The organism is bacterium, assembly GCA_035281585.1.
In the GTDB taxonomy this organism is placed as follows: Bacteria; UBA10199; UBA10199; order DSSB01; family DSSB01; genus DATEDP01.
The window spans coordinates 1-19,824 of record DATEDP010000033.1 but is presented as its reverse complement, the minus strand read 5'-3'; the positions used below and the strand labels follow the sequence as shown (position 1 = coordinate 19,824).

Sequence of the window (19,824 nt, the reverse complement as noted above, 5' to 3'; positions counted from 1 at the left end):
GGAGGGCTGCCCGTGCTACGAAAATCCACCTTTTCGACGTGTGTCGGTATATTCGGCTTGCTCGTTTCCGCGGCTTCCCAATCGGCCGTCATCACTCCCAACATCACCACCGATCCGCCGCTGCCCGGCGTCAACACCGGGACCGATTGCTCGCTGCGAATGGCGATGCAGTCGATCAATAACGGCGGCACCGATTTCGAGGGTGGCTGCGGTGGCGTCGCCGTCGGCGCTCTGGGCGACAACGACGAGATCGTGCTCGGGGCCGATACCTATGTTCTGACGATTGCCGACGGCGGTAACGACAACGCCGACGGCGATCTGGTCGCCTTCAACGATTTCATCCTCACCGGCCAGGGAGTGGACACCACCATCATCGACGCCAGCGGCATTCCCGGCGGCGATCGAATCATCGAGATCCAAGACATCACCTCCGCCAGCATCAGCGGCGTCACCTTCACCGGCGGTTCCAGTAGCGACGGTGCGGGCGCCATTCTGAGTTTAGCGAGCCTTCTTCAAATGGACGACGTTCGCCTCACCGACAACGAGGCCCCCAACAGCGGCGGCGGTGCCTTGATCATCGGCGGCGGCGATGCCCTGATCAGCAATTCCACGATCGACGGCAATCGGGCCGAAGCTTGCGGCGGCTTGATCGCCTCGCCCGGCAACGCCGGCATCAGCAATTCGACCATCAGCGGCAATCAAGCCCTCACCGACGAAGGTGGCGGTATCTGCAGCGCGGGATTCTTATTCCTTACCAATTCGACCGTCAGCGGCAACACCGCCGCCGAAGACGGCGGCGGAATCATCGTCGCCACTTTCGGTTCCAGCAACGGCCTCAAGGGGGCCTATAACGTCACCATCGCCTTCAACCAAGCCGGCGGTTCCGGCGGCGGCATCGCCGGTGTCGTGGCGTCGAACGGGCAGGGCGACCCCTTTCCGGTCACCGTTTTCAATACGATCATCGCGCGCAACACCGCCGGCAACACCGGCAACGATTGCGCCAACGGCGATTTTCCCAGCGGCGGCTTCAACTTGATCGGGGAGATCGGGCCCAACGACAACTGCACCGACTTCGTCGACGGGACCAACGGCGACCAAGTCGGCGCACCCGGGTCGCCGATCGATCCCTTGCTCGGTCCCTTGGCCGACAACGGCGGCCCGACTCAGACCCACGCGTTGCTGGTCGGCAGCCCGGCCATCGACCGCGGCAACCCCGACGGCTGTGAGGCCCTGAATGCGCCGCTCTTCTTCGCCGACGACACGATCGAATTCAACGAGCTGACGATCGATCAGCGCGGCGAGACCCGGCCGGTGGCCATCCTCGATCCGGCGCTGGCGATCTGCGACATCGGAGCCTTCGAGTTCCAAGTGCCGGTGCCGACGCCCACGCCGAGCCCGACACCCACCCCGACGCCGCCGCCATTTCAGGGCTTCGTCGAGGGCAGCGGATGCTCGCTGGCTCATTCCGGCGCGTCGATGATTCAAGGTGCGGGTGCTTGGCCTATTTTGGCATTGTTTTCGACCTGGGCTTTCCGGCGGCTGCGCCGGCGAGCGAAATAATTTTCTCCGGAGGATAAAATGAAGCTAGGAAAGTCCTTGTTCTCGGCAGTCCTTGGTGTGTCCGGTTGGCTCGCGATTCCCTCGCTGCAGGCGGCGACGATCACTCCCAACATCCTGACCGACCCGGCGATCGGCTCCGACATGAGCAACTGCTCGCTGCGTTATGCCGTCGAGGCGATCAATTTGGCGGATAACAGCACCGTTCCGGGTTGCGCGGTCGTCGGGACCTTCGGCAACAACGACACAATCGTCCTCGGCGAAGGGACTTATGCCCTGACCGAAGGCGGTTCCAACGAGGATAACAACCTCGAAGGCGATTTGGACGTCCTGGTCAACCTCATCATCCAAGGCGCCGGATCGGGCCTGACGACCATCGATGCCTCGGGCATCGACGGCGGCGACCGCATCGTTCAGTACGATAGCGGCGACGGCGACATTATCGCCTCGGTGATCGGCCTCACCATGACCGGTGGCGATGTCACCAGCGACAGCGACGACGGCGGCGCCATCGACACCAATGAAGTGGACTTGACCCTCCAAGAGGTCGTCTTGACCGGCAACGACGCCGGTCGCGGCGGCGGTCTATACTACGACGGCAACGAGGGTGTGAATCTGGTCATCATCGATTCGACGATCGACGGCAACGTCGTCGAAGAGATCGCGCCGCAGGGCGGCGGCTTTTGTGGTGGCGGTGGCGGCATCTACATTCAACAGGGCAATGTTTCCATCGTCGGGACCACCATCAGCAACAACCAGGCCCTCAGCGACAGCGGCGGCGGTATCTGCGATGACTCCGAGTATCTTTTTCTCACTAACAGCACCGTCAGCTCCAACACGGCCTTGGGAGACGGCGGCGGAATTGTTTCGTCGGGCGGCCTCAAGGGTCTTTACAACGTGACCATCGCCTTCAACGAGGCCACCGAAGGAGCCGGCGGCGGCATGTTCAACGGCGGTAATAGTGACGACGAGCGATTCACCACCGAGATATTCAACACCATCGTTGCCCAGAACACCGCCGCTTCCAGCCCGGATTGCATCGGCGAGTTCCTCACCGGCGGCAACAACCTGATCGGCCAGATCGGGCCCAACGATCAATGCACCAATTTCGTGGACGGCAGCAACGGCGACCAAGTCGGCACCGACACCGCTCCGATCGATCCCTTGCTCGGGCCTTTGGCCGACAACGGCGGCCCGACCCAGACCCATGCCCTGCTGGTCGGCAGCCCGGCCATTGACCGCGGCAATCCCAATGGCTGCCAGGCCTTGGATTTCGACGCCTTCGTGCCCGACAGCAGCGATCCCTTGGTTTTCTTCACCCTGACCGACGACCAGCGTCATTTGACCCGGCCGGTGGCGATCCTCGATCCGGCGGTGCCGATCTGCGACATCGGCGCCTTTGAGGTTCAAGCCACGCCGACTCCGACGCCGACCCCGATCATCACGCCCACGCCGACTCCGACGCCGCCTTTTCAAGGCTTCCTCGAGGGCAGCGGTTGCACGCTGGCCTATGCCGGACCGGCTTCGGTTCAAGGTTTGGGGGCTTGGGCCCTGTTCGCGGCTTTCTCGACCTGGACTTTCCGCCGGCTGCGCCGGCGGGCAAAATAAACATGACTCGCGGAGGATCCATGAAGTTTCGTCAATCGCTATTCTCGGCGGCGCTGGGCCTTTCCAGCCTGCTCGGCCTTTCGTCGCCGCAAGCCGCGACGATCACACCCAACATTTTCACCGATCCGGCGATCGGGAGCGACAATGTCAATTGCTCGTTGCGCTACGCCGTCGAGGCGATCAATCTGGCCAGCAATGCCACGGTGCCCGGCTGCACGGTGGTAGGAAGCTTCGGCACCGATGACACCATCGTTCTCGGCGAAGGCATTTACGAGCTCACGCTCTCGGGCGAAGAGGACGATAACCAGACCGGCGACCTCGACATTCTTGACGGAAACGATACTCCGGTCACGATCCAGGGAGCCGGCGCCGATCTCACCACCATCGACGCTTCCGGCATCGACGGCGGCGATCGGGTCATCGACGTCGAAGGCATCGAATTCACCATCACCGACATGACCCTGACCGGCGGCAATGCCAACGGCAGCGACGGCGGCGCCCTCCAATTCGATGAGAGCATCGTCTTGGCCCAAAGGCTGATTGTCACCGGCAACGTGGCCGGAGAGGGCGGCGGTATCTCCTATGACGGCAACGATTTCGACGGCGACCAAATGATCCTTGAAGACTCGACGGTCGAAGACAACGAGGTGACCGGCTCCTTAGATAACGGTGTCGATGATTGCTTGGGCGGCGGTATCGAAAACGAAGACGGCTTGATGGCCATCGTCAATTCCACGGTCAACAACAACCGCTCGCCCAGCGGCTCCGGCGGCGGTATTTGTGACCTCGGCAATTATCTCTTCATGATCAATAGCACGGTCAGCGGAAACAGCGCCGAGACGGAAGGCGGCGGTATTTTCACCAGCGGCGGCTTGAAGGGCGTTTATAACGTCACCATCACCCTGAACAGCGCCGAAACCGGCGGCGGCCTGTTTAAGGTGCAACCGGCGGCGGTCCCGGCGGGCGGGAACTTCGACGACCCCCGCTTTGAAACTCAAATCTTCAATACCATCGTGGCCCAAAACACGGCCTCCGGCTCCGGTCCCGAATGCTTCGGTGCCTACGGAAGCGGCGGCAACAACCTGATCGGGCAGATCGGTCCCAACGACAATTGCACCGGTTTCGCCGACGGGGTTAACGACGACCAGGTCGGCACCGACACCGCCCCGATCGATGCCTTGCTCGGCCCCCTGGCCGACAACGGCGGGCCGACCCAGACTCACGCGCTCCTGACCGGCAGCCCGGCCATTGACCGCGGCAATCCCAATGGCTGCGAGGCTCTGGATGTCGAGGCCTTCAATCCCGACAATTTCGAAGACCCTCTGACCTTCTTCACCTTGACCGAAGACCAACGCGGCGAGACCCGGCCGGTGGCGATCCTCGATCCCAGCGTGCCGGTCTGCGACATCGGCGCCTACGAGCTTCAAGTGATTCAGCCTACGCCGACGCCCACTCCTACGCCGACGGCGACGCCGACCCCGACGCCGCCCTTCCAGGGCTTCATCGAAGGCAGCGGCTGCTCGCTGAATCGGGCGGCCGGCGCTCCGGCGGCGGCTTCGCTGTGGCTGGCTCTGGGCTTGGCGGCCGGCTTCCTCGGCCTCAAGAAGAAAGCCCGTGATTAAACCTAGCGTCTTTTGAACAAAGCCCGGCCGGAAGGCCGGGCTTTTTTTTGACGAACCCCAAAAGGAGCTTTCATGAAACGATCGATTTCCGCCCTATGGCTGACCGCGATTCTTGCCCTTTCCGCTTCCGGCGCCCTCGCCGGCGAAGCCAAGGGCACGCTCGTCCATCCCAAGGCCACGGTGACCCTGAAGTACGCCTATCTGGTGAAGGGCCCCGACGCCATCGACAACAAGAAGATCATTCGCCGGATCATCCTTTCCGGGACCGATCTCAGCGCCAAGCTCCAGGCCTGCGCCGCGATGAGCTGCTCCGATAGCGACCTGACCGAAGGCATGACGGTCGATTTGGACGGCGGCCCGCGCTTGAACTACTGGATGGTCCTGAACGGCGGCATGATCCAACATTCGGGCAGCAAGGAGGCCGCCGTGCTCAAGGTCAGCGCCGACGACGCCAAGCACCTTGCCGGCAAGCTCAGCTTCGACGACAGCGCGATGGGCGGACCCAAGGTCGACGTCGACTTCGACGCCAACTTCGTCAAGGCCTTCACCAAGGCCCGATAGCCATCCCTGGTCAAAAAAAAGCCCGGCTTGGCGGCCGGGCTTTTTTTTGAGCTCGAGCTTTGCCTTATTCCTGGACCTTCTTCCTCCAACCGAGGAGTCCGGCCAAGCCCAGGGCCAGCCACAGCGAAGCCGCCGCCGGAGCGCCGGCCGCCGGATTCAGCGAGCAGCCGCTGCCTTCGATGAAGCCCTGGAAGGGCGGGGGCGTCGGCGTCGCCGTTGGGGTCGGCGTGGGAGTCGGAACCGGCACTTGGAACTCGAAGGCGCCGATGTCGCAGATCGCCAGCGCCGGATCGAGGACCGCCACCGGCCGGGTGAAGGCGCGCTGATCCTCGGTCAGGGTTTCGAGCACGAAAGTGCCGCTGTCGATCAAGGGTTGGACTTGGGGGGCTTGGCAGCCGTCGACGTCATTGCCGCGGTCGATGGCCGGCGAGCCTTCGAGCAAGGCGTGGGTTTCGGTCGGTCCGCCATTGTTTTGGAGAGGGCCGATAACGGGGTCGGCCACGCCGGTCTGGTCGCCGGTCGCGGTGAAGCCGTCGCAACCGTCGATGTTTCCGATCAAGTTGTAGCCGCCCGAATCGAAGCTGCCGCCGCAATCCGGGAAGTTTTCGCTGTCGTTTTGGGCGATGAGGCTGTTGAAGACCCCGAAGCCGCCGACCGGGCCTTCACCGCCCGGAAGCACTTGGCAATCGACGCAAATCCCGCCGCCGAAGCCGCCGGCACCGGTGACCGAGTTCTGGACGACCGTCACGTTGAACAGCAGGCTGCTCAGCTCGGCCAAATCGCCGGTGGGTAGCGAAGCGTCCTCGGCCCAAATGCCGCCGCCGGCGCTGAGGGCCTCGTTGTTGCTGATGGTCACGTTGACCAGCATCATGTTGGCGCTGGTGTCGATGGCTCCGCCGAAGCCGTCCGAGATTCCAGCGCCCTCGATGCCGGCTTCCGAGATTCCGCCGACGGCCTGATTCCGGCTGAAAGTCGTGCGGGTCGCGACCAGGATGCCGCCGTTTTGAATGGCGCCGCCCGAGCCGGCGCACAAGTTGTTGTCGAAGGTGCTGTTGTCGATCACCAGCACGCCGCCTTCGTTGTCGATGGCGCCGGCGTCCTCGTTGGGAGCCTGGTTGTTGGTGATCCGGCTGTTGAGAATGGTGGTGCTGGCGTCGGTGTTCACCAAGGCGCCGGCGTCGTCCTCCTCGGCGAGATTCTGGGTGATGACGACGTCGTCCAAGGTTACCTCGGCCGCTTCCCGCTCCACCGCCACGCCGGCGCCTTCGCCGTCGGGCAGCGAGCCGTCCCGGACGGTCAGGCCCTGGAGCGTGACGACGATCGAGGGCTCGACCGGCCCATCGCCGACGATGAGCGGCGGCAAATGGAGGACCCGGTCGGTTTCGCCGTCGGGAAAGCCCGAAGCGCTGATCGCTGTTTGGGCCGAGCCGGCGCCGGTGATGGCAACCGAGTTGAGAATGTCGAGGTCGCCGAACTCGTTGTCGTCTTCGTCGCTTCCACCGACCGACAGGACGTAGGTTTGGGCGGTCAGGCTGATGGCGTCGTTGACGCCGTAGCCATCGGCGCTGGAGTTGATGCAGCCGCCGAAATCAGCGGCCACGTTGATCGATTCGACGGCGTTACGCAGCGAGCAGGCGCTGCCGTCGAAGGAGTCGGCTGTTTCGGTGACGTTGATCGTCGCCGCCACGGCCATGCCTGAGAATAAAAGGATCGTGAGCGATCCAAGGATCCTTGGGATGAAGGTCATTTCGCTTTCCCTTTCGAAAGATGGTTAAGAGTCTCGGCTAATCGCGGGCTTTTTTCCTCAGTCCGAGAAAGCCGGCCGCCAAGCCTAGAGCCAGCCACAGTGAAATCGCCGCCGGCGCCGCCGCCGGGTTCAACGAGCAGCCGCTGCCTTCGATGAAGCCCTGGAAGGGCGGAGTCGGGGTTGCCGTCGCCGTCGGCGTGGGAGTGGGCGTCGGCACCGGCACCTGGAACTCGTAAGCTCCGATGTCGCAGATCGCCAGCGCCGGGTCGAGGACCGCGACCGGCCGGAGGAAGGCCCGTTGGTCCTCGTCGAGCACCGCCAAGTTGATGGTGCCGCCGGTATTGATAAAGTCCTGGACGATCGGCCCCTGGCAGCCTTCGACGTCATTGGCCCGGTCGATGGCCGGCGAGCCCTCGAGCAGGGCATGGGTTTCGGTGGGACCGCCGTTGTTCTGGAGCGGCCCGATGCCGGCGTCGGCGACGCCGGTTTGGTCGCCGGTGGCGGTGAAGCCGTTGCAAGCCTCGATGTCGCCGACCAAGTTGTAGCCGTTGGAGATATAGTCGCCGCCGCAATCCGGCGAGTTGGCGGCATCGTTGCTCGCCACCAGGGTGTTGGTGAGCTCGAACTCGCTGCCGGTGGTGCCGCCGGGCAAGATCGTGCAGTCGTGGCAAAGGCCGCCGCCGAAGCCATCGACCGAGAGAACCGTGTTGTCCGCGACCGTGACATTGAAGAGAGCGACGAAGGACGGGCCGCCGCCATTCACATTGCTCGGCACGAAAATGCCGCCGCCTTGGAAGCCGGCTTCGTTGTTGCTGACGGTGGAATTGACCAAGAGCATGGTGCCGCTGATATTGATGATGCCGCCGCCATCGCCCTGGAAGTCGGATCCGCCCGCAATGACGAGCTCGGGGCTGTTTTCTTCCACACAGCTATTCCGGCTAATCGTCGAATTGCTGATCAGAACGAAGCCGCCGCTATTTTGAATGGCCCCGCCGTCGTCGGGCGCGAAATTGCCGTCGAGGGTTGAGTTTTGGATGACGGTCATGGCCGTGCTGTCGTTGTCCAGCGCGCCGCCGTCGGAGCTTGCGACGTTGGCACTGACCAAAGTGTTGTTAAGAATGAGCACGCCGTTGTTATTATAGAGCCCGCCGCCGTCGCAGTCGCATTCGTTGGCGGTCACGATAACGTCGGTCAAGTTAACGGCGGCTTGGGAAAATTCGATGGCCAGGCCGGCGCCGGCGGCGTTGTTAAAGGTCCCGTCGCCGTCGCGGATCGTCAATCCCTCGATATTGACCGTGATGCTGGGGGTGAAGCCGCCGCTGCCGTTGATCAGCTCGACGACGTGGAACACCCGGTCTTCTTCATCGGCCGGAAAGCCGGAGCCGCTGACCGTGGTTTGGTCGGGACCCGCGCCGATGATGTTGACCGTCGCCGAGATGTCGAGGTCGCCGTCGGCATTGTCGTCCTCGTTGGTGGTGCCCAAGGAAAGCACGTAGGTCTGGGCGGTCAAAGCGATGGTGTCGTTGGTGCCGTAACCGTCGGTGGTCGAATCGACGCAGCCGCCGAAGTCGCCGCCGTTGTTGATCGACTCGATGGCGTTGCGCAGGGAGCAAACCCCGCCGCCGAAGGCGTCGTTAGGATCGGTGACGTTGATCGTCGCCGCTTGGAGCGAGGAAAGGCTCCAGCTTGAAAGGAGTAGGATCGATAAGGACCCCAGTGACCTTGAAATGAGTTTCATGGCAATCCCCCCAATGAAAATGGTTTCCCGAAAGGGTAGGGAAGAGCATGAGAATTGTCAAATAATAACAGAGGTTTATCGTTGAGCTTGGAGTCCGCAGCCCCCTCCGCCGGCTGAGGCCGGACCGGCGGGATCTGGCGGGTCGGGGTCCGCGGGGCCGGAGGGTTCCAAGGCGGTGAAAGAAAGCTCGGCGAAGTTTTCGTTGTAGCCGTCCTCGACCCGAAGCCGGACGGTGTAGGTTCCGGGCTGGTCCGGATTGAGGCTGCTGCCGGACTTGTCCGTCGACGACAGCAGGGCCGTGCTGCCATCGGGTTTGGCGACGAGCTCCCATTCGAAGAGCAGCGGATCGGGGAAGAGGCTGGAGCTTTCCGAGCCGTCCAGCGAAACCACCGTTCCGATCGGCGCCGGCGAGCCGGCTCCCAAATCTTGGCGGAGGCCGTTCGTTCCCCGGAAATGGGCCCGGATCAGGACCTCGGGCAGGGGCAGGCTGCCTCCGGCCACCGTCACGGTCACGGTGTCGGGGATGCTGTCGCTCGCGCTGTCGCTGACGACGAGAGTGGCGATGTATTCGCCTTCCATGTCGGGGACGAAGGTGGGGCTCTGGGAGAAGAAGGAATCGAGACGGCTCCGCGAGCCCGGCGGAACGCTCAGCTCCCAATCGAAGCTCAGCGGGAAATCGCCGTCGCCGTCGTTGGCTGAGCCGTTCAAGCTCACGATTTGACCCAATTCGAGGCTTTGATCGGCGCCGGCGTTGGCCTCGGGAATTTGGTTGCTGGGGTCGAGGGCGATGGCGAGCGAATTGCCGACATCGAGCAAGCCTCCCATCACCGTCTTCCCGGCCAGATAGGAGCGGGGCGCGACCCCTTGGAGGATCAGGTTGCGGATTTGGCGGTGGCTCAGCCCCGGAAATTGGGTCCAGAGCAGGGCCGCGGCGCCGGCCGCATGGGGCGAAGCCATCGAGGTGCCGGAGATGTAGCCGTAGGCGTTGGCCGGCTTGGTGCTGAAGACCTCGCCGCCCGGAGCGCCGAAATCGACGTTTCGGAGACCGAAGTTGGAAAAGGAAGAAAGTTCGTCCGCGTCGTCGATCGAGGCCACGCTGACGATGTTGGGCAGATCGTGGCCGGCCGGATAGAAGGGGCTGGAGTCGATGTCGCGGCCCTGATTGCCGGCGGCGGCGAAGACCAGGGCCCCTTGGGAATCGGCTTCGAGGATGGCGCTTTCCAAGGCCTTGTTGAAGCTCGAGGAGCCCCAGCTGTTGTTGAGGATCTTGGCGCCGTTGGCCAGGGCGTATTCGATAGCCAGGACTCCGCCGCTGGCCGACCCGCCGGCGCTCTCGTCCAAGAACTTGAGGGCCATGATCTTGGCGCTCCAGGCGACGCCGGCGACACCGACGCCGTTGTTGCCGACCGCGCCCAGGATTCCGGCAACGTGGGTGCCGTGCTGATGATCGTCCATCGGATCGCCGTCGTTGTTGACGAAGTCATAGCCGTGGATGTCGTCGATAAAGCCGTTTCCGTCGTCGTCGATCCCGTTGGCCGGAATTTCCCCGGCGTTGACCCACATATTGGCCGCCAAGTCGGGGTGAAGGTGATCGACTCCGGTGTCGATGACCGCCACCACCACGCCGCTGCCGTCTTGGAAGCTGTCCCAGACTTGCTCGACCGCGATGTCGGCGCCGGCCAGGCCGCCGGTTTGGCCGGTATTGTTCAAGCCCCAGAGCAAATTGAAAGAGGGGTCGTCGGGCAGGGCTTGGGCTGAGACGTAATCGTTGGTTTCGGCCACCAAGACCCCGGGCTCTTGGCGAAAGGCGGCGATCCATTCCCGGGTTTCCCGGGTCGCGGGGAAGGAGATCAGGTGGAGCCGGGTCAGGGGGAAGCGCCGCAGGACCGAGGCTCCGTGGGATTCGAGCAGGCGCTCGATATCGGCCGGGCCGAGCCGCCGTGAAAATTTCACCAAAGCCTCTTGGCAGCGATAGCTTTCGCCGCAGTCGCCGGCCGGCAGGGCCTTGGGCAAAAGCCAGCCGAGGATCAAGGCTGAAAATAAGATTATCCGGCTTCGGCTCATTCGACTAAGCTCATGCGATCCACCCGATTTTGTCAATCGGGCGTTGGCAATATTATGTTAATTCGCGGATCTGCCGTCGTTATTTTTTTCACCCTTTGGCTCGGGCTGATCGGTCCGAAGGCCGCCGGGGCCGCCGATTTGAAGGTGAAAAAAGGCCCCATCCTCCATCGGGTCGAAAACAAGCAAATCGTCCGGCTGCAAGCCGCCTCCCTCACCAAGCCGGCCGTCGAATGGCGAAAGGAGCCGGCCGAATCCCCCCACCGGGCGGAGTTGAAGCCGGCGGGCTCGGAGTTTTGGCAGGCCGAGCTTTCCGACGATGCCGGGGAATACCGCGTCGTCGACGGCGAAAATGCGACGCCTTGGTATCCGGTGGTCAACGGCGGCAAATCCAAGGACCGCTTCACTTTCATCGCCTACGGCGACAACCGCTCGGGCTGGGGCAGCCCCCGGGTTCATCAATCGTTGGTCGATCACATGGAAGCGGAGAAGGCCGCCTTCGTCCTCAACACCGGCGACCTCGTCTTCAACGGCGAGAAGCAAGCTTTCTGGGATCTACTTTTCCGCCAAATTCAGCGAATGTCGGCTTCGGTGCCCTACCAGCCTTCGATGGGCAACCACGATTATTCCAAGGAGGGCAATTACCGGCGCTACTTCGGCCTGGGACCCGAGGGCGCCAGCTATTATTATTTTTCCTACGGCAAGGCTCATTTCATCGCCCTCGACACCACCATTAATTTTTCTCCCAATTGCCCGCAGTATCGCTTTTTGGAGGATCGCCTCAAATCCCTCCAAGCCTCGGACCCGATCGTGGTCTTCTTCCATCACCCGGCCTATAGCTGGTCGAACCACAGCAGCGATCCCCGGGTTCAGGCCTATTTGGTGCCGCTTTTCGAGAAGCACGGGGTGGATTTGGTCCTCACCGGCCACGACCATAATTACCAGCGGGTTGGGCCGATCAAGGGCGTCACTTATATTGTCACCGGCGGAGGCGGCGGGCCTCTCTACCGGGTCCGAGAGAATTCGCTCCTTAAAAACTATAAAGTGGTTTATCACTACATTACCCTCGAGGTGGATGACGAAAAGATCGTCGGCACCATGAAATACAGCCCGACCGTCAGCGACGACCGCTTCGAGATCTTTTATCGTCCTAAATAGAGAAAGCCGGGGAGCCTTTGAAACGAGCCTTTTTCTATCTATGGATGGTCTTGGCCTTCGTCCCTTCGGTTTGGGGTGAAGAGGCGACTCCAGCGCCGAGTCCACAGGTTTCGCCGACTCCGGACCCCGAAGTCGATATCCGGGCGCCTGGCTCCTATAAGGCCAAGAAGTATTACCTTTTTCCGCTGGAGATTCCGGCCTACGTCCTGCGCGGCGCAACCTATCCCCTCCACGAGCTGACCAAGATAGCCGAGCGGCATAAGGTCATCGAGCGGGCCGCCGATTATTTCCTGCGGAACGATTTCATCATCTTTCCGATTTTCCAAGTCGGGGGCGGCGATGGTCTGGGGGGCGGTTTGGGCTTACGGGCTCGGGACGTCTTCCACTCCGGTTACAACATCGGCGCTGATTTCACGGTTTTCACCGATTTCGACATGCGGGCCGGGCTGAAGCTCTCCAGCCCCGATTACTATGTGGCCAACCGGCCCTTTCGCTATAATTTCAGCGCCCGCTTTCGAGAGAAGAACGACCAGAATTTCTTCGGCATCGGCGACGACACCAGCAGGGCCGATGAGTCGGATTACGGCTTCAACCGGGTCCGGACCGGAATGGAATTCGAATACCAAGTGCTGCCCAGCCTGACCCTGTCGATGCCGGCCCAATTTCTCACCGCCCGGGCCCGGGCCGACGACGACGGCGACAAGCCCAGCGTCGAGCAGGTTTTCCCTCCCAGCGAGCTGGTCGCCTTCCGGGACCGAACCAACTATCTCGTATTCGGCCTCCAGGTCGCCCATGACACCCGCGATTCGGAGGACGTTCCTTCCCGCGGCGGCTATCGCTCCATCAGCTTCAGCCGCTTCCAAGGCCTGGGGGGGACCAACGAGTTCAGCTTCAATGAAATCGAGCTCGACATCCGGCAGTATTTCCGGCTCTGGACGCCGCGCCACGTTCTGGTGGTTCGCAACGACTGGGTCTTCCAGTTCGATCCGGGCAGCGGCGGCATTCCCTTCAATTTGGTGAACACCCTCGATTACCAGTCGCCCCTGCGCGGCTTCCGATCCGGCCGTTGGAAGGACAGCGCCAGCGTGCTCTTCAACTTCGAATATCGCTTCCCGATTTGGGATTACATCGACGGCGGAGTCTTCGTCGACACCGGTAAAGTCTTCAACGGCCTGACCGATTTCTCCTTCGACCATTGGCGCTATTCGGTGGGCGGCGGAATTCGGATCATCGCCCGCGACCACGTGCTCTTGCGCTTCGGGGTAGGCTATGGCGGTGAAGGCGCCCTGATCTTCTTCCGCTTCGGGGAGGTGCTATGAGGCGCTGGCTGGCCCTGGCCTTGGCTCTCAGCATGACGGCTTGCGCCGCCACCTCCCAGGTTCGCTATCCACCGGCGCGCTGGCTCGTCGACCGCGACCGCAAGCCGGTCAAGCTGCCCCAGACCCGGGAGGAGTACGACGTCGCCGACGTCGTCAATTATCAATTCTTCTACCAGCTGGAGCGGGCCACCAATTTGGGCCTGCGGGGCGAGCGGGCCCTCTATAATATGGGCTTCAACACCAAGCAGGAGTCCCTCAACACCAACAATTTCGACGAGGTCGCCGATTCTTCCTGGTTCACGAACCGGCTCGGCCGCCGCCCGATGACGGTCGAGGAGCTGCGCCGCGGCCCCAATACCGGGACCGGGCCCGATCCCCAGGGGCCTTGGACCGTGGTCCGGGCCAAGACCGAGGGCAAGACCCCGGGGATCATGATCGAGGATAGCCGGGGCGACAAATACTTGCTCAAATTCGATCCGCCGGGCTCGCCCGAGCTGGTGTCGGCGGCCGAGACGATCGCGACCAAGATCGTCTACGCGATGGGCTACAACCTCGCCGAAAATTACATCGTCGAATTCCACCCCGACATCCTGCGAATCTCGCCCCGAGCCACCACCAAAACTCGCTACGGCAAGACCATTCCCTTCGCCCAAGCCGACCTCGAGGCCCTGTTCCGCCGGATCGCCGAGAAGGGCGACGGCCGCTATCGGGCCCTGGCCAGCAAGATCATCGAGGGCAAAATCCTGGGGCCTACGACTTGGCGCGGCCGGCGTTGGAGCGACAAAAACGACCACATGCCCCACGAACACCGCCGCGAGCTCCGCGGCTACGCCGTGGTCTCGGCCCTGCTCAACAATTCCGACACCAAAGAAGCCAACACCCTCGACACCTTCATCAAGACCGGGCCGGGCGAGAAGGGCTATGTTCGGCACTACATGCTGGACCTCGGCAACAGCCTGGGCAGCGCCAGCCAAAAGCCCAAGGCCAAGGAGCACTTGGACGACTACCGCTTCAATCTCAAGAAAGTCGGCGCCTCCTTTTTCTCCTTCGGCGCTTACCAGCCGGATTGGGAGCGAGTCGAGGATCCGGGGATGGAATCGGTCGGCATCTACGAATCCAAATACTTCGAACCGGCGAAATGGCGGCCGGCCTATCCTCATCCCGGCTTCCAGAATATGACTTATCGCGATGCTTTTTGGGCGGCCAAGATTTTGACCAAGCTGAGCGACGAGGACATCCGGGCCATCGTGGCCGAAGGCCGCTACTCCGACCCCGAGGCCGCCGATTACATCGCCAAGACCTTGATCGAGCGTCGGAACAAGATCGGCAGCTATTGGCTCAGCCGGGTCAATCCGCTGGATAATTTTCGGCTGGAGCCGGCGGCCGAGGGCCAGGCCTTGGCCTTCGACGACCTACTGGTCCAGGCGGGGCTGGCGCCGGCCGGCTCGGCGACTTATCGCTACCGGGTGATCCAAGACCGCGGGGCCTACGATTTGCTCGATTGGACCGAGACCCAAGCGCCGAGCGCGAGCCTGCCAGCCGATCTATTGGGACGGATGAAGCCGGAGAAGACCTATTTGCTTCAGCTGGAGACCCGGCGGAGCGGCGAGGAATTCTGGGGACCGGCGGTCGACGTCATCCTGGAGAAATCGGGCGAGCTGCGGATTTTGGGGCTGAATCGGCGGTATCGGTAGAACGTCATCCTGAGCGCAGCGAAGGATCTGCGACTACCCAATGTAGACCATCTGCCTTGGGCAGTCGCGGATCCTTCGTCGCTTTGCTCCTCAGGATGACAGAACGCCACCTACTCCTTCTGAGCCTTCTCCAGCGCGACCTTGAGCTTTTCCCGGTCTTGCTTGTCGATGAACAGGGTGGCGCCGGTTTCCATCAACTCCCGGGCCACTTCCTCCAGCGGCCGCTGGGCCTTGCGTTTCTTCGATTCGCTGACGTCACCGATGAAGAGCCAGAGCTTCTCCTGGACGTCGTCGGGCAGGATCTGCTCGAGGTATTCCAGGGCGAAGCTTCGCAGCTTGGGGTCCTCGACCTGAAGGCCTTGAAAGGCGGTCCGGATCAGCCGGGGATCGAAAATAAGGGCCAGCATCCGGAAAACGTGCTCGAGGCTCAGCTCGCCCCGGGCTTCGAGATGCTGGGGAAAATCGTCGCGCTCCTCCTCGTCCAGCTCGTCGAGGATCTGCTGCATCTCCCAGACCGGCTTCTCGTGGTTGACCTCGTAGCGGATCGCCTTCCACAGGAGCTCTTTTTTCTCTTCCTTCGGCAAGTGCTTCAGCTCCGATTGGCAGCGCTTCATCAGGGCGACGGCGGCGCGGTAGCGGATCTCGAAACGCTCGACGAACAGGGCATCGAGCAGGGCCGCTTCGGCCTTTTCCGAATCGAGCCGGGCCAGGATCTGGGGAATGCGCCGGCGGATGACGAAGTCGTTGCTCTCGTCGCCCAGGTATTGAATCAAGGGTTCGAGGCAGGGCTCGCCCATCTTGGCCAGGGCTTGGCCGGCTTGATGGTAGAGGTTGTCGCGGACCAGCAGCCGAACCAAGGCGGGGACCTGGGCCGGCTCCCAAGTCGACTCGCTTTCCAGGAGCCGGCGAATTTTTTCGGAGTCGTTCGAGCCCAAGATCGCCTGCCGGTCTTCGGATTCATTCGCGCCTTTGGTCTCGGCCGGTTTCGATTCCGGCTCCGGCGGCCGGTGGCTGGAGCGGTCTTCGAAGACGATCCCTTTCTTCTCCAGGCTCTTCCGCAGGTCGATCGAGCTGAAGGAGGCATCGAGCAGATCTTGGCCATAGCGGCTTTCCTCGGCGAAGACCGCCGCGGCTTCTTCCTCGCCTTCTTTCAGGCGTTGGACCAAGGTTTTGTAATAGCGGCGGTCCATCCGCAGGGTTTGAAGAAAGAAGAGACTGGCTGAAACCAGGATGAAGATCGAAAGATAGCGCGAAGGGATATTGCCCCAGGTGACGGTGAAGAAGATCAAGAGGGCGCCGAAGCCCTCGGCCAGCGAATCGAGGACCGAATCGATGAAGGTCTTGGTCTTGCGCCGGAGCAGCGAGGGGACCGGCACGTAGAGGACTTCGATGGCCGAGCGGTGCAGCGACTTGCGCAAGGAATTGTCGAGTCCGCGGAAACCGGTGACCAAGTAGAGGCTGGGGATGAAGAGGAGGCTGCCGCCGGCTGCCAGCAGGATGACCGGCAGGATCGACATCGTCCATCCGACGCCCAGCTTGGAGAGCAGCCGCGAGGTCAGGACGATCTGGATGAGCAAGGCGACGCCGCCGGTCCAGCCGTAGAAGGCCCCGAAGAAGCCGGCCATCGCCTGCTTGTCTTGCAGGCCTTCCTTGACGAATTCCTTGAATTGAAAATCCAGCAGGGTCGAGGCCAAGGTTGCCGTGATGACGACGACCGCGATGGCCGAGAGGTGGGGCGAATTCCACACCAAGCGGATTTGCTGGCCCAGGGAAGGCTTTTGGGCGGACGCTTCTTCGCGGGACTCGGAAACCTTGGGCAGAAAAACGATCGTCAGCCAGAAAAGGAAGAGCAATCCGATCACCATCGGCAAAAGGCCAAAGACCGGGATGCTCTTGGTCAAGGGGCGCAGCGCGGTCCCGACGACCAAGGCTCCGGCGGTGCCACCCCCGCTGATCAAGCCGTAGAGCCGCTTGGCGCCGCGAATCGGAAAATGCTCGCTGACCACGATCCAAAACCCGGCCGTCAGGACCAAGGTCGCCAGCGCCGTCCAAAGGTAGAAGAAAATCACGGTGATCCGGTGCAGGTGGGCGATCGGCCAAAGCAAGGCCAAGCCGCCGAGCACGATCAGCACGATGATGTTGAGCACCCGCTGGGTCGAATGTCGCGAGAGGAAGAAAGAGAACAACGACGCGGTGGGAAAGCCCAAGACCACGACGGTCAGGGTGATGTAAGGCAGGGACTTGACGTCGAAGGCGTCGAGGTAGAGGGCTTCGCGGATCGAGCGGGCCAGGATCATGAAGCCGACGATCAGGAAGGCGCCGGCGAAGGAAAGCCAAAGGGCCCGAGCCTCTTCGGGGCGGAAGTCCAGCCAATCGTAAAAGCGGCGCCACATCGCCATTTGGGGAGCTTAAATCCCGCCGGCCGGCGGCCAAAGCGAAATCTCTAGCCGGCCCGGCGGGGGCAGAGGGTGCGGAGGCCGGGAGCCGGAGGGGCCTTGGGACCGGCCGCGGCCGGGCTCTCGGTCGGCGCGAAGTGCAGTTTCCACCATTCCTGGGCCTTTTCCTGGTCCCAGGTCTCTTCCAGGGCGAGGTTTTGGAGGGCCCGCGACAACTCGCCGACGTTCTGGAAGCGGTCTTGCTTCCGCTTCTCGAGGCAGCGCATCACGATCTTTTCCAGCTCCGGCGGGATGGGAAGCTCGGTGACCTGGGAGGGCGGCCGCGGAGCCTCGGTCAGGTGCTTGACGATGACGTCGACGCCGGAGGCATCCTCAAAGGGCGCCTTGCCGGTCAGCATCCAGTAAGCGACCGAGCCCAGCATATAGATGTCGGTGCGGGCGTCGACGGTCCCTTTTTCGCCCACGCTCTCCGGCGCGATGTAGCGCGGGGTGCCGAGCAGCTCGCCGGACTGGGTCAGCTCGGCGGTATTTTTGCTCCGCAGCTCCTTGGCCAGGCCGAAGTCCAGGACCTTGACGAAGTCGGCCATGCCGCCGTGGCGGCACAGGAAAATATTCGAGGGCTTGATGTCGCGGTGGATGATCCCCTTGCTGTGAGCTTCGCTCAAGGCGGCGCTGGCCTGGAGCAGGATCGGGACCACCCGCGCCGCCGGCAAGGGGCCGAAGCGCTCGACCAGCCTTTGGAGATCCATCCCATCGAGCAGCTCCATCGCGTAGAAGAAGCCGCCGGCCTCGGAGTTGCCGTAGTCGAAGATCGTGATCGTGTTGGGATGGGTCAGGGTGGCCGACAGGCGGACCTCCTTTTCGAAGCGGGCGATGGCGCTGTCGAGATCTTGGCCGTTTTTCGGCTCCATCACCTTGATGGCGGTGGGCCGGCAGAGCGAGGAGTGGGCGGCCGCGTAGACCCGGCCCATGCCGCCGGTGCCCAGCTCCTTCAGCAGGCGATAGTTCCCGTAGGATTGGGCCTCGAAGAGGCTGCGCTGCGAGCGCTCGGTGGTCCGGCTGATGGCCAGCGAGATTCCGAGCAGGAGGCCCAGCTCCAGCCCGTCGAAGCCGAGCCGGGTTTCGCCCCATTGGCCGAGCACGAAGGCGGCCAAGGCCGCGAGCGCCAGGGCCGCCTGTAGGGCGAATCGGCAGGGAACGACGGTGGCGTGCCAGAGCAGCAAGCCGCCGTAGAGCAGCGGGATGGAATAGCGGCCCTCGATCCGGAGGTTGGACAGGGCTAGGCTGAGCAGAACCAGCAGCAGCACCGCCACGTCGAGGGCTTTCAGCGCTTGCAGCGAGGGCCGCATCAGCAGGGCGGCCAAGATTCCGAGAACCAGGATCACCGGCACCAAGAAGAGCGGGAGCCCGGAATGAAGGGCGGAGTCGATCGGGCCGCTTGGACGAAATGCGTAAATATAGCCGAGGAAGCCCAGCAGAAAAGCGGCGCAGGCGGCGCCGAAAAACACCAATAGTCTCTTGCGGAAAGCCTTGGCGGCCAAGCGCTGGGTGATTTCCGGCCCGGTTTCGGTGGACAGCTTGGGCTTCACATCGCCAAGCCTACCACGATTTTAATAGCCCGATTTCTTTTTCTCGGGCGGCTTGGGCAGGGGCGAAGCCGTCGGCACTGGCGCGGCCGGCGGTTTCTTGTTCAAGGCCGGAGCGGTGGCGTCGATATTGCCGGGGCCCTGATTTTTCTGCAGGACATCGGGCGGATCGAGGTTGTCGTCGGCCCGGGCGATCGAGCCGCCGGCCAGGATCAAGCTCAACGCGGCAAACAATGGGAGAATGGCTTTCATGGGAGCTCCTATCTTGGGTGGCTCATTTTACTCTGGCCAATCCGGCCCGTTAAGGTAAATCTGCGGTCTCTTGACCCTGCCATTCCAAGCGCCCACAATGAGCCGAGATGAAGAAGGCTCTGCTGATGGTGGTTCTCGTATTGGCCGGCCTTTTGGCCTTTGAGCCCGCGCCGGTCTTCTGCGTCTACTGCGCCGGCGGCACGCCGTGCTTCTCCAACGTCGACTGCTCCGCCGGCTGCCGCTGCCAAGCCCCGCCCTATTTCCAGGGCGTCTGCGTCCCACAATACTAAAAGTGGAACCCCCCTTTGAAAAAGGGGGCAGGGGGGATTTAAAAACCGCCGCACAACAACGAGCTTCTCGAATCGAAAAAGCCGCCGCAAAATCCCCCTCGATCCCCCTTTTTCAAAGGGGGAAGGTTTCTTCAGAATCAAAAATCAGCTGATGAAGCTTCTCCCGAATCTTGGCAACATGGGTCGCCTCCCAATAAACCCGATGGCAATCGGGACAGGTCGTGAAGCGCTCCTG

The 19,824-nt window shown here is 62.5% G+C and carries 14 protein-coding genes; 8 read left to right on the top strand and 6 right to left on the bottom strand.

Going from position 1 to position 19,824, the window contains the following annotated elements; genetic code table 11:
* Positions 1–12: 12 nt before the first annotated feature.
* From VJR29_02255 to VJR29_02240, 4 genes are all read left to right on the top strand, one after another.
* Complete coding sequence (locus VJR29_02255) at positions 13–1,560, top strand: choice-of-anchor Q domain-containing protein (protein HKY62214.1); 1,548 nt, start codon at positions 13–15, stop codon at positions 1,558–1,560.
* Positions 1,561–1,596: 36 nt separating this feature from the next.
* Positions 1,597–3,165, top strand: coding sequence for a choice-of-anchor Q domain-containing protein (locus VJR29_02250; GenBank protein HKY62213.1), 1,569 nt, complete (start codon positions 1,597–1,599; stop codon positions 3,163–3,165).
* Positions 3,166–3,185: 20 nt separating this feature from the next.
* Positions 3,186–4,787, top strand: a complete 1,602-nt coding sequence (locus VJR29_02245; GenBank protein HKY62212.1) for a choice-of-anchor Q domain-containing protein — start codon at positions 3,186–3,188, stop codon at positions 4,785–4,787.
* Positions 4,788–4,859: 72 nt separating this feature from the next.
* Positions 4,860–5,348: a hypothetical protein gene (locus VJR29_02240; protein HKY62211.1), complete on the top strand. Its 489-nt coding sequence runs from the start codon at positions 4,860–4,862 to the stop codon at positions 5,346–5,348.
* Positions 5,349–5,412: 64 nt separating this feature from the next.
* On the opposite strand, the gene VJR29_02235 is transcribed toward VJR29_02240, so the two are convergent.
* From VJR29_02235 to VJR29_02225, 3 genes are all read right to left on the bottom strand, one after another.
* Positions 5,413–7,095 (bottom strand): right-handed parallel beta-helix repeat-containing protein, encoded by a 1,683-nt coding sequence (locus VJR29_02235; GenBank protein ID HKY62210.1) that lies wholly within the window; start codon positions 7,093–7,095, stop codon positions 5,413–5,415.
* 37 nt (positions 7,096–7,132) lie between these two features.
* Entirely contained in the window at positions 7,133–8,833 is a 1,701-nt protein-coding gene (locus VJR29_02230) for a choice-of-anchor Q domain-containing protein (protein HKY62209.1), read from the bottom strand.
* A 75-nt stretch (positions 8,834–8,908) separates the two neighbouring features.
* Positions 8,909–10,897 (bottom strand): S8 family serine peptidase, encoded by a 1,989-nt coding sequence (locus VJR29_02225; protein HKY62208.1) that lies wholly within the window; start codon positions 10,895–10,897, stop codon positions 8,909–8,911.
* A gap of 54 nt (positions 10,898–10,951) precedes the next feature.
* On the opposite strand from VJR29_02225, the gene VJR29_02220 reads away from it, so the two are divergent.
* From VJR29_02220 to VJR29_02210, 3 genes are read left to right on the top strand one after another with little or no spacing between them, the layout of a single operon-like run.
* Positions 10,952–12,052 (top strand): metallophosphoesterase, encoded by a 1,101-nt coding sequence (locus VJR29_02220; protein ID HKY62207.1) that lies wholly within the window; start codon positions 10,952–10,954, stop codon positions 12,050–12,052.
* Between the two features lie 17 nt (positions 12,053–12,069).
* Complete coding sequence (locus VJR29_02215) at positions 12,070–13,371, top strand: hypothetical protein (GenBank protein HKY62206.1); 1,302 nt, start codon at positions 12,070–12,072, stop codon at positions 13,369–13,371.
* On the top strand, positions 13,368–15,065 hold the full coding sequence (locus tag VJR29_02210) for a hypothetical protein (GenBank protein ID HKY62205.1): 1,698 nt from the start codon (positions 13,368–13,370) through the stop codon (positions 15,063–15,065). The genes VJR29_02215 and VJR29_02210 overlap by 4 nt, the downstream gene beginning before the upstream one ends.
* Positions 15,066–15,175: 110 nt before the next feature.
* Here the strand turns inward: VJR29_02210 and VJR29_02205 are convergent, their stop codons facing one another.
* From VJR29_02205 to VJR29_02195, 3 genes are read right to left on the bottom strand one after another with little or no spacing between them, the layout of a single operon-like run.
* Entirely contained in the window at positions 15,176–17,464 is a 2,289-nt protein-coding gene (locus VJR29_02205; protein HKY62204.1) for an Npt1/Npt2 family nucleotide transporter, read from the bottom strand.
* Positions 17,465–17,508: 44 nt separating this feature from the next.
* Positions 17,509–19,050 (bottom strand): protein kinase, encoded by a 1,542-nt coding sequence (locus VJR29_02200; GenBank protein ID HKY62203.1) that lies wholly within the window; start codon positions 19,048–19,050, stop codon positions 17,509–17,511.
* A gap of 21 nt (positions 19,051–19,071) precedes the next feature.
* Positions 19,072–19,299 (bottom strand): hypothetical protein, encoded by a 228-nt coding sequence (locus VJR29_02195; GenBank protein ID HKY62202.1) that lies wholly within the window; start codon positions 19,297–19,299, stop codon positions 19,072–19,074.
* A gap of 107 nt (positions 19,300–19,406) precedes the next feature.
* Between VJR29_02195 and VJR29_02190 the strand changes: the two genes are divergently transcribed.
* Positions 19,407–19,589, top strand: a complete 183-nt coding sequence (locus VJR29_02190) for a hypothetical protein (GenBank protein ID HKY62201.1) — start codon at positions 19,407–19,409, stop codon at positions 19,587–19,589.
* Positions 19,590–19,824 lie beyond the last annotated feature (235 nt).

Coding starts and splice junctions, on each gene's coding strand:
- VJR29_02245 (HKY62212.1), top strand. CDS start 3,186: ATGAAGTTTCGTCAATCGCTATTCTCGGCGGCGCTGGGCCTTTCCAGC.
- VJR29_02240 (HKY62211.1), top strand. CDS start 4,860: ATGAAACGATCGATTTCCGCCCTATGGCTGACCGCGATTCTTGCCCTT.
- VJR29_02235 (HKY62210.1), bottom strand. CDS start 7,095: ATGACCTTCATCCCAAGGATCCTTGGATCGCTCACGATCCTTTTATTC.
- VJR29_02230 (HKY62209.1), bottom strand. CDS start 8,833: ATGAAACTCATTTCAAGGTCACTGGGGTCCTTATCGATCCTACTCCTT.
- VJR29_02225 (HKY62208.1), bottom strand. CDS start 10,897: ATGAGCCGAAGCCGGATAATCTTATTTTCAGCCTTGATCCTCGGCTGG.
- VJR29_02220 (HKY62207.1), top strand. CDS start 10,952: ATGTTAATTCGCGGATCTGCCGTCGTTATTTTTTTCACCCTTTGGCTC.
- VJR29_02210 (HKY62205.1), top strand. CDS start 13,368: ATGAGGCGCTGGCTGGCCCTGGCCTTGGCTCTCAGCATGACGGCTTGC.
- VJR29_02205 (HKY62204.1), bottom strand. CDS start 17,464: ATGGCGATGTGGCGCCGCTTTTACGATTGGCTGGACTTCCGCCCCGAA.
- VJR29_02195 (HKY62202.1), bottom strand. CDS start 19,299: ATGAAAGCCATTCTCCCATTGTTTGCCGCGTTGAGCTTGATCCTGGCC.
- VJR29_02190 (HKY62201.1), top strand. CDS start 19,407: ATGAAGAAGGCTCTGCTGATGGTGGTTCTCGTATTGGCCGGCCTTTTG.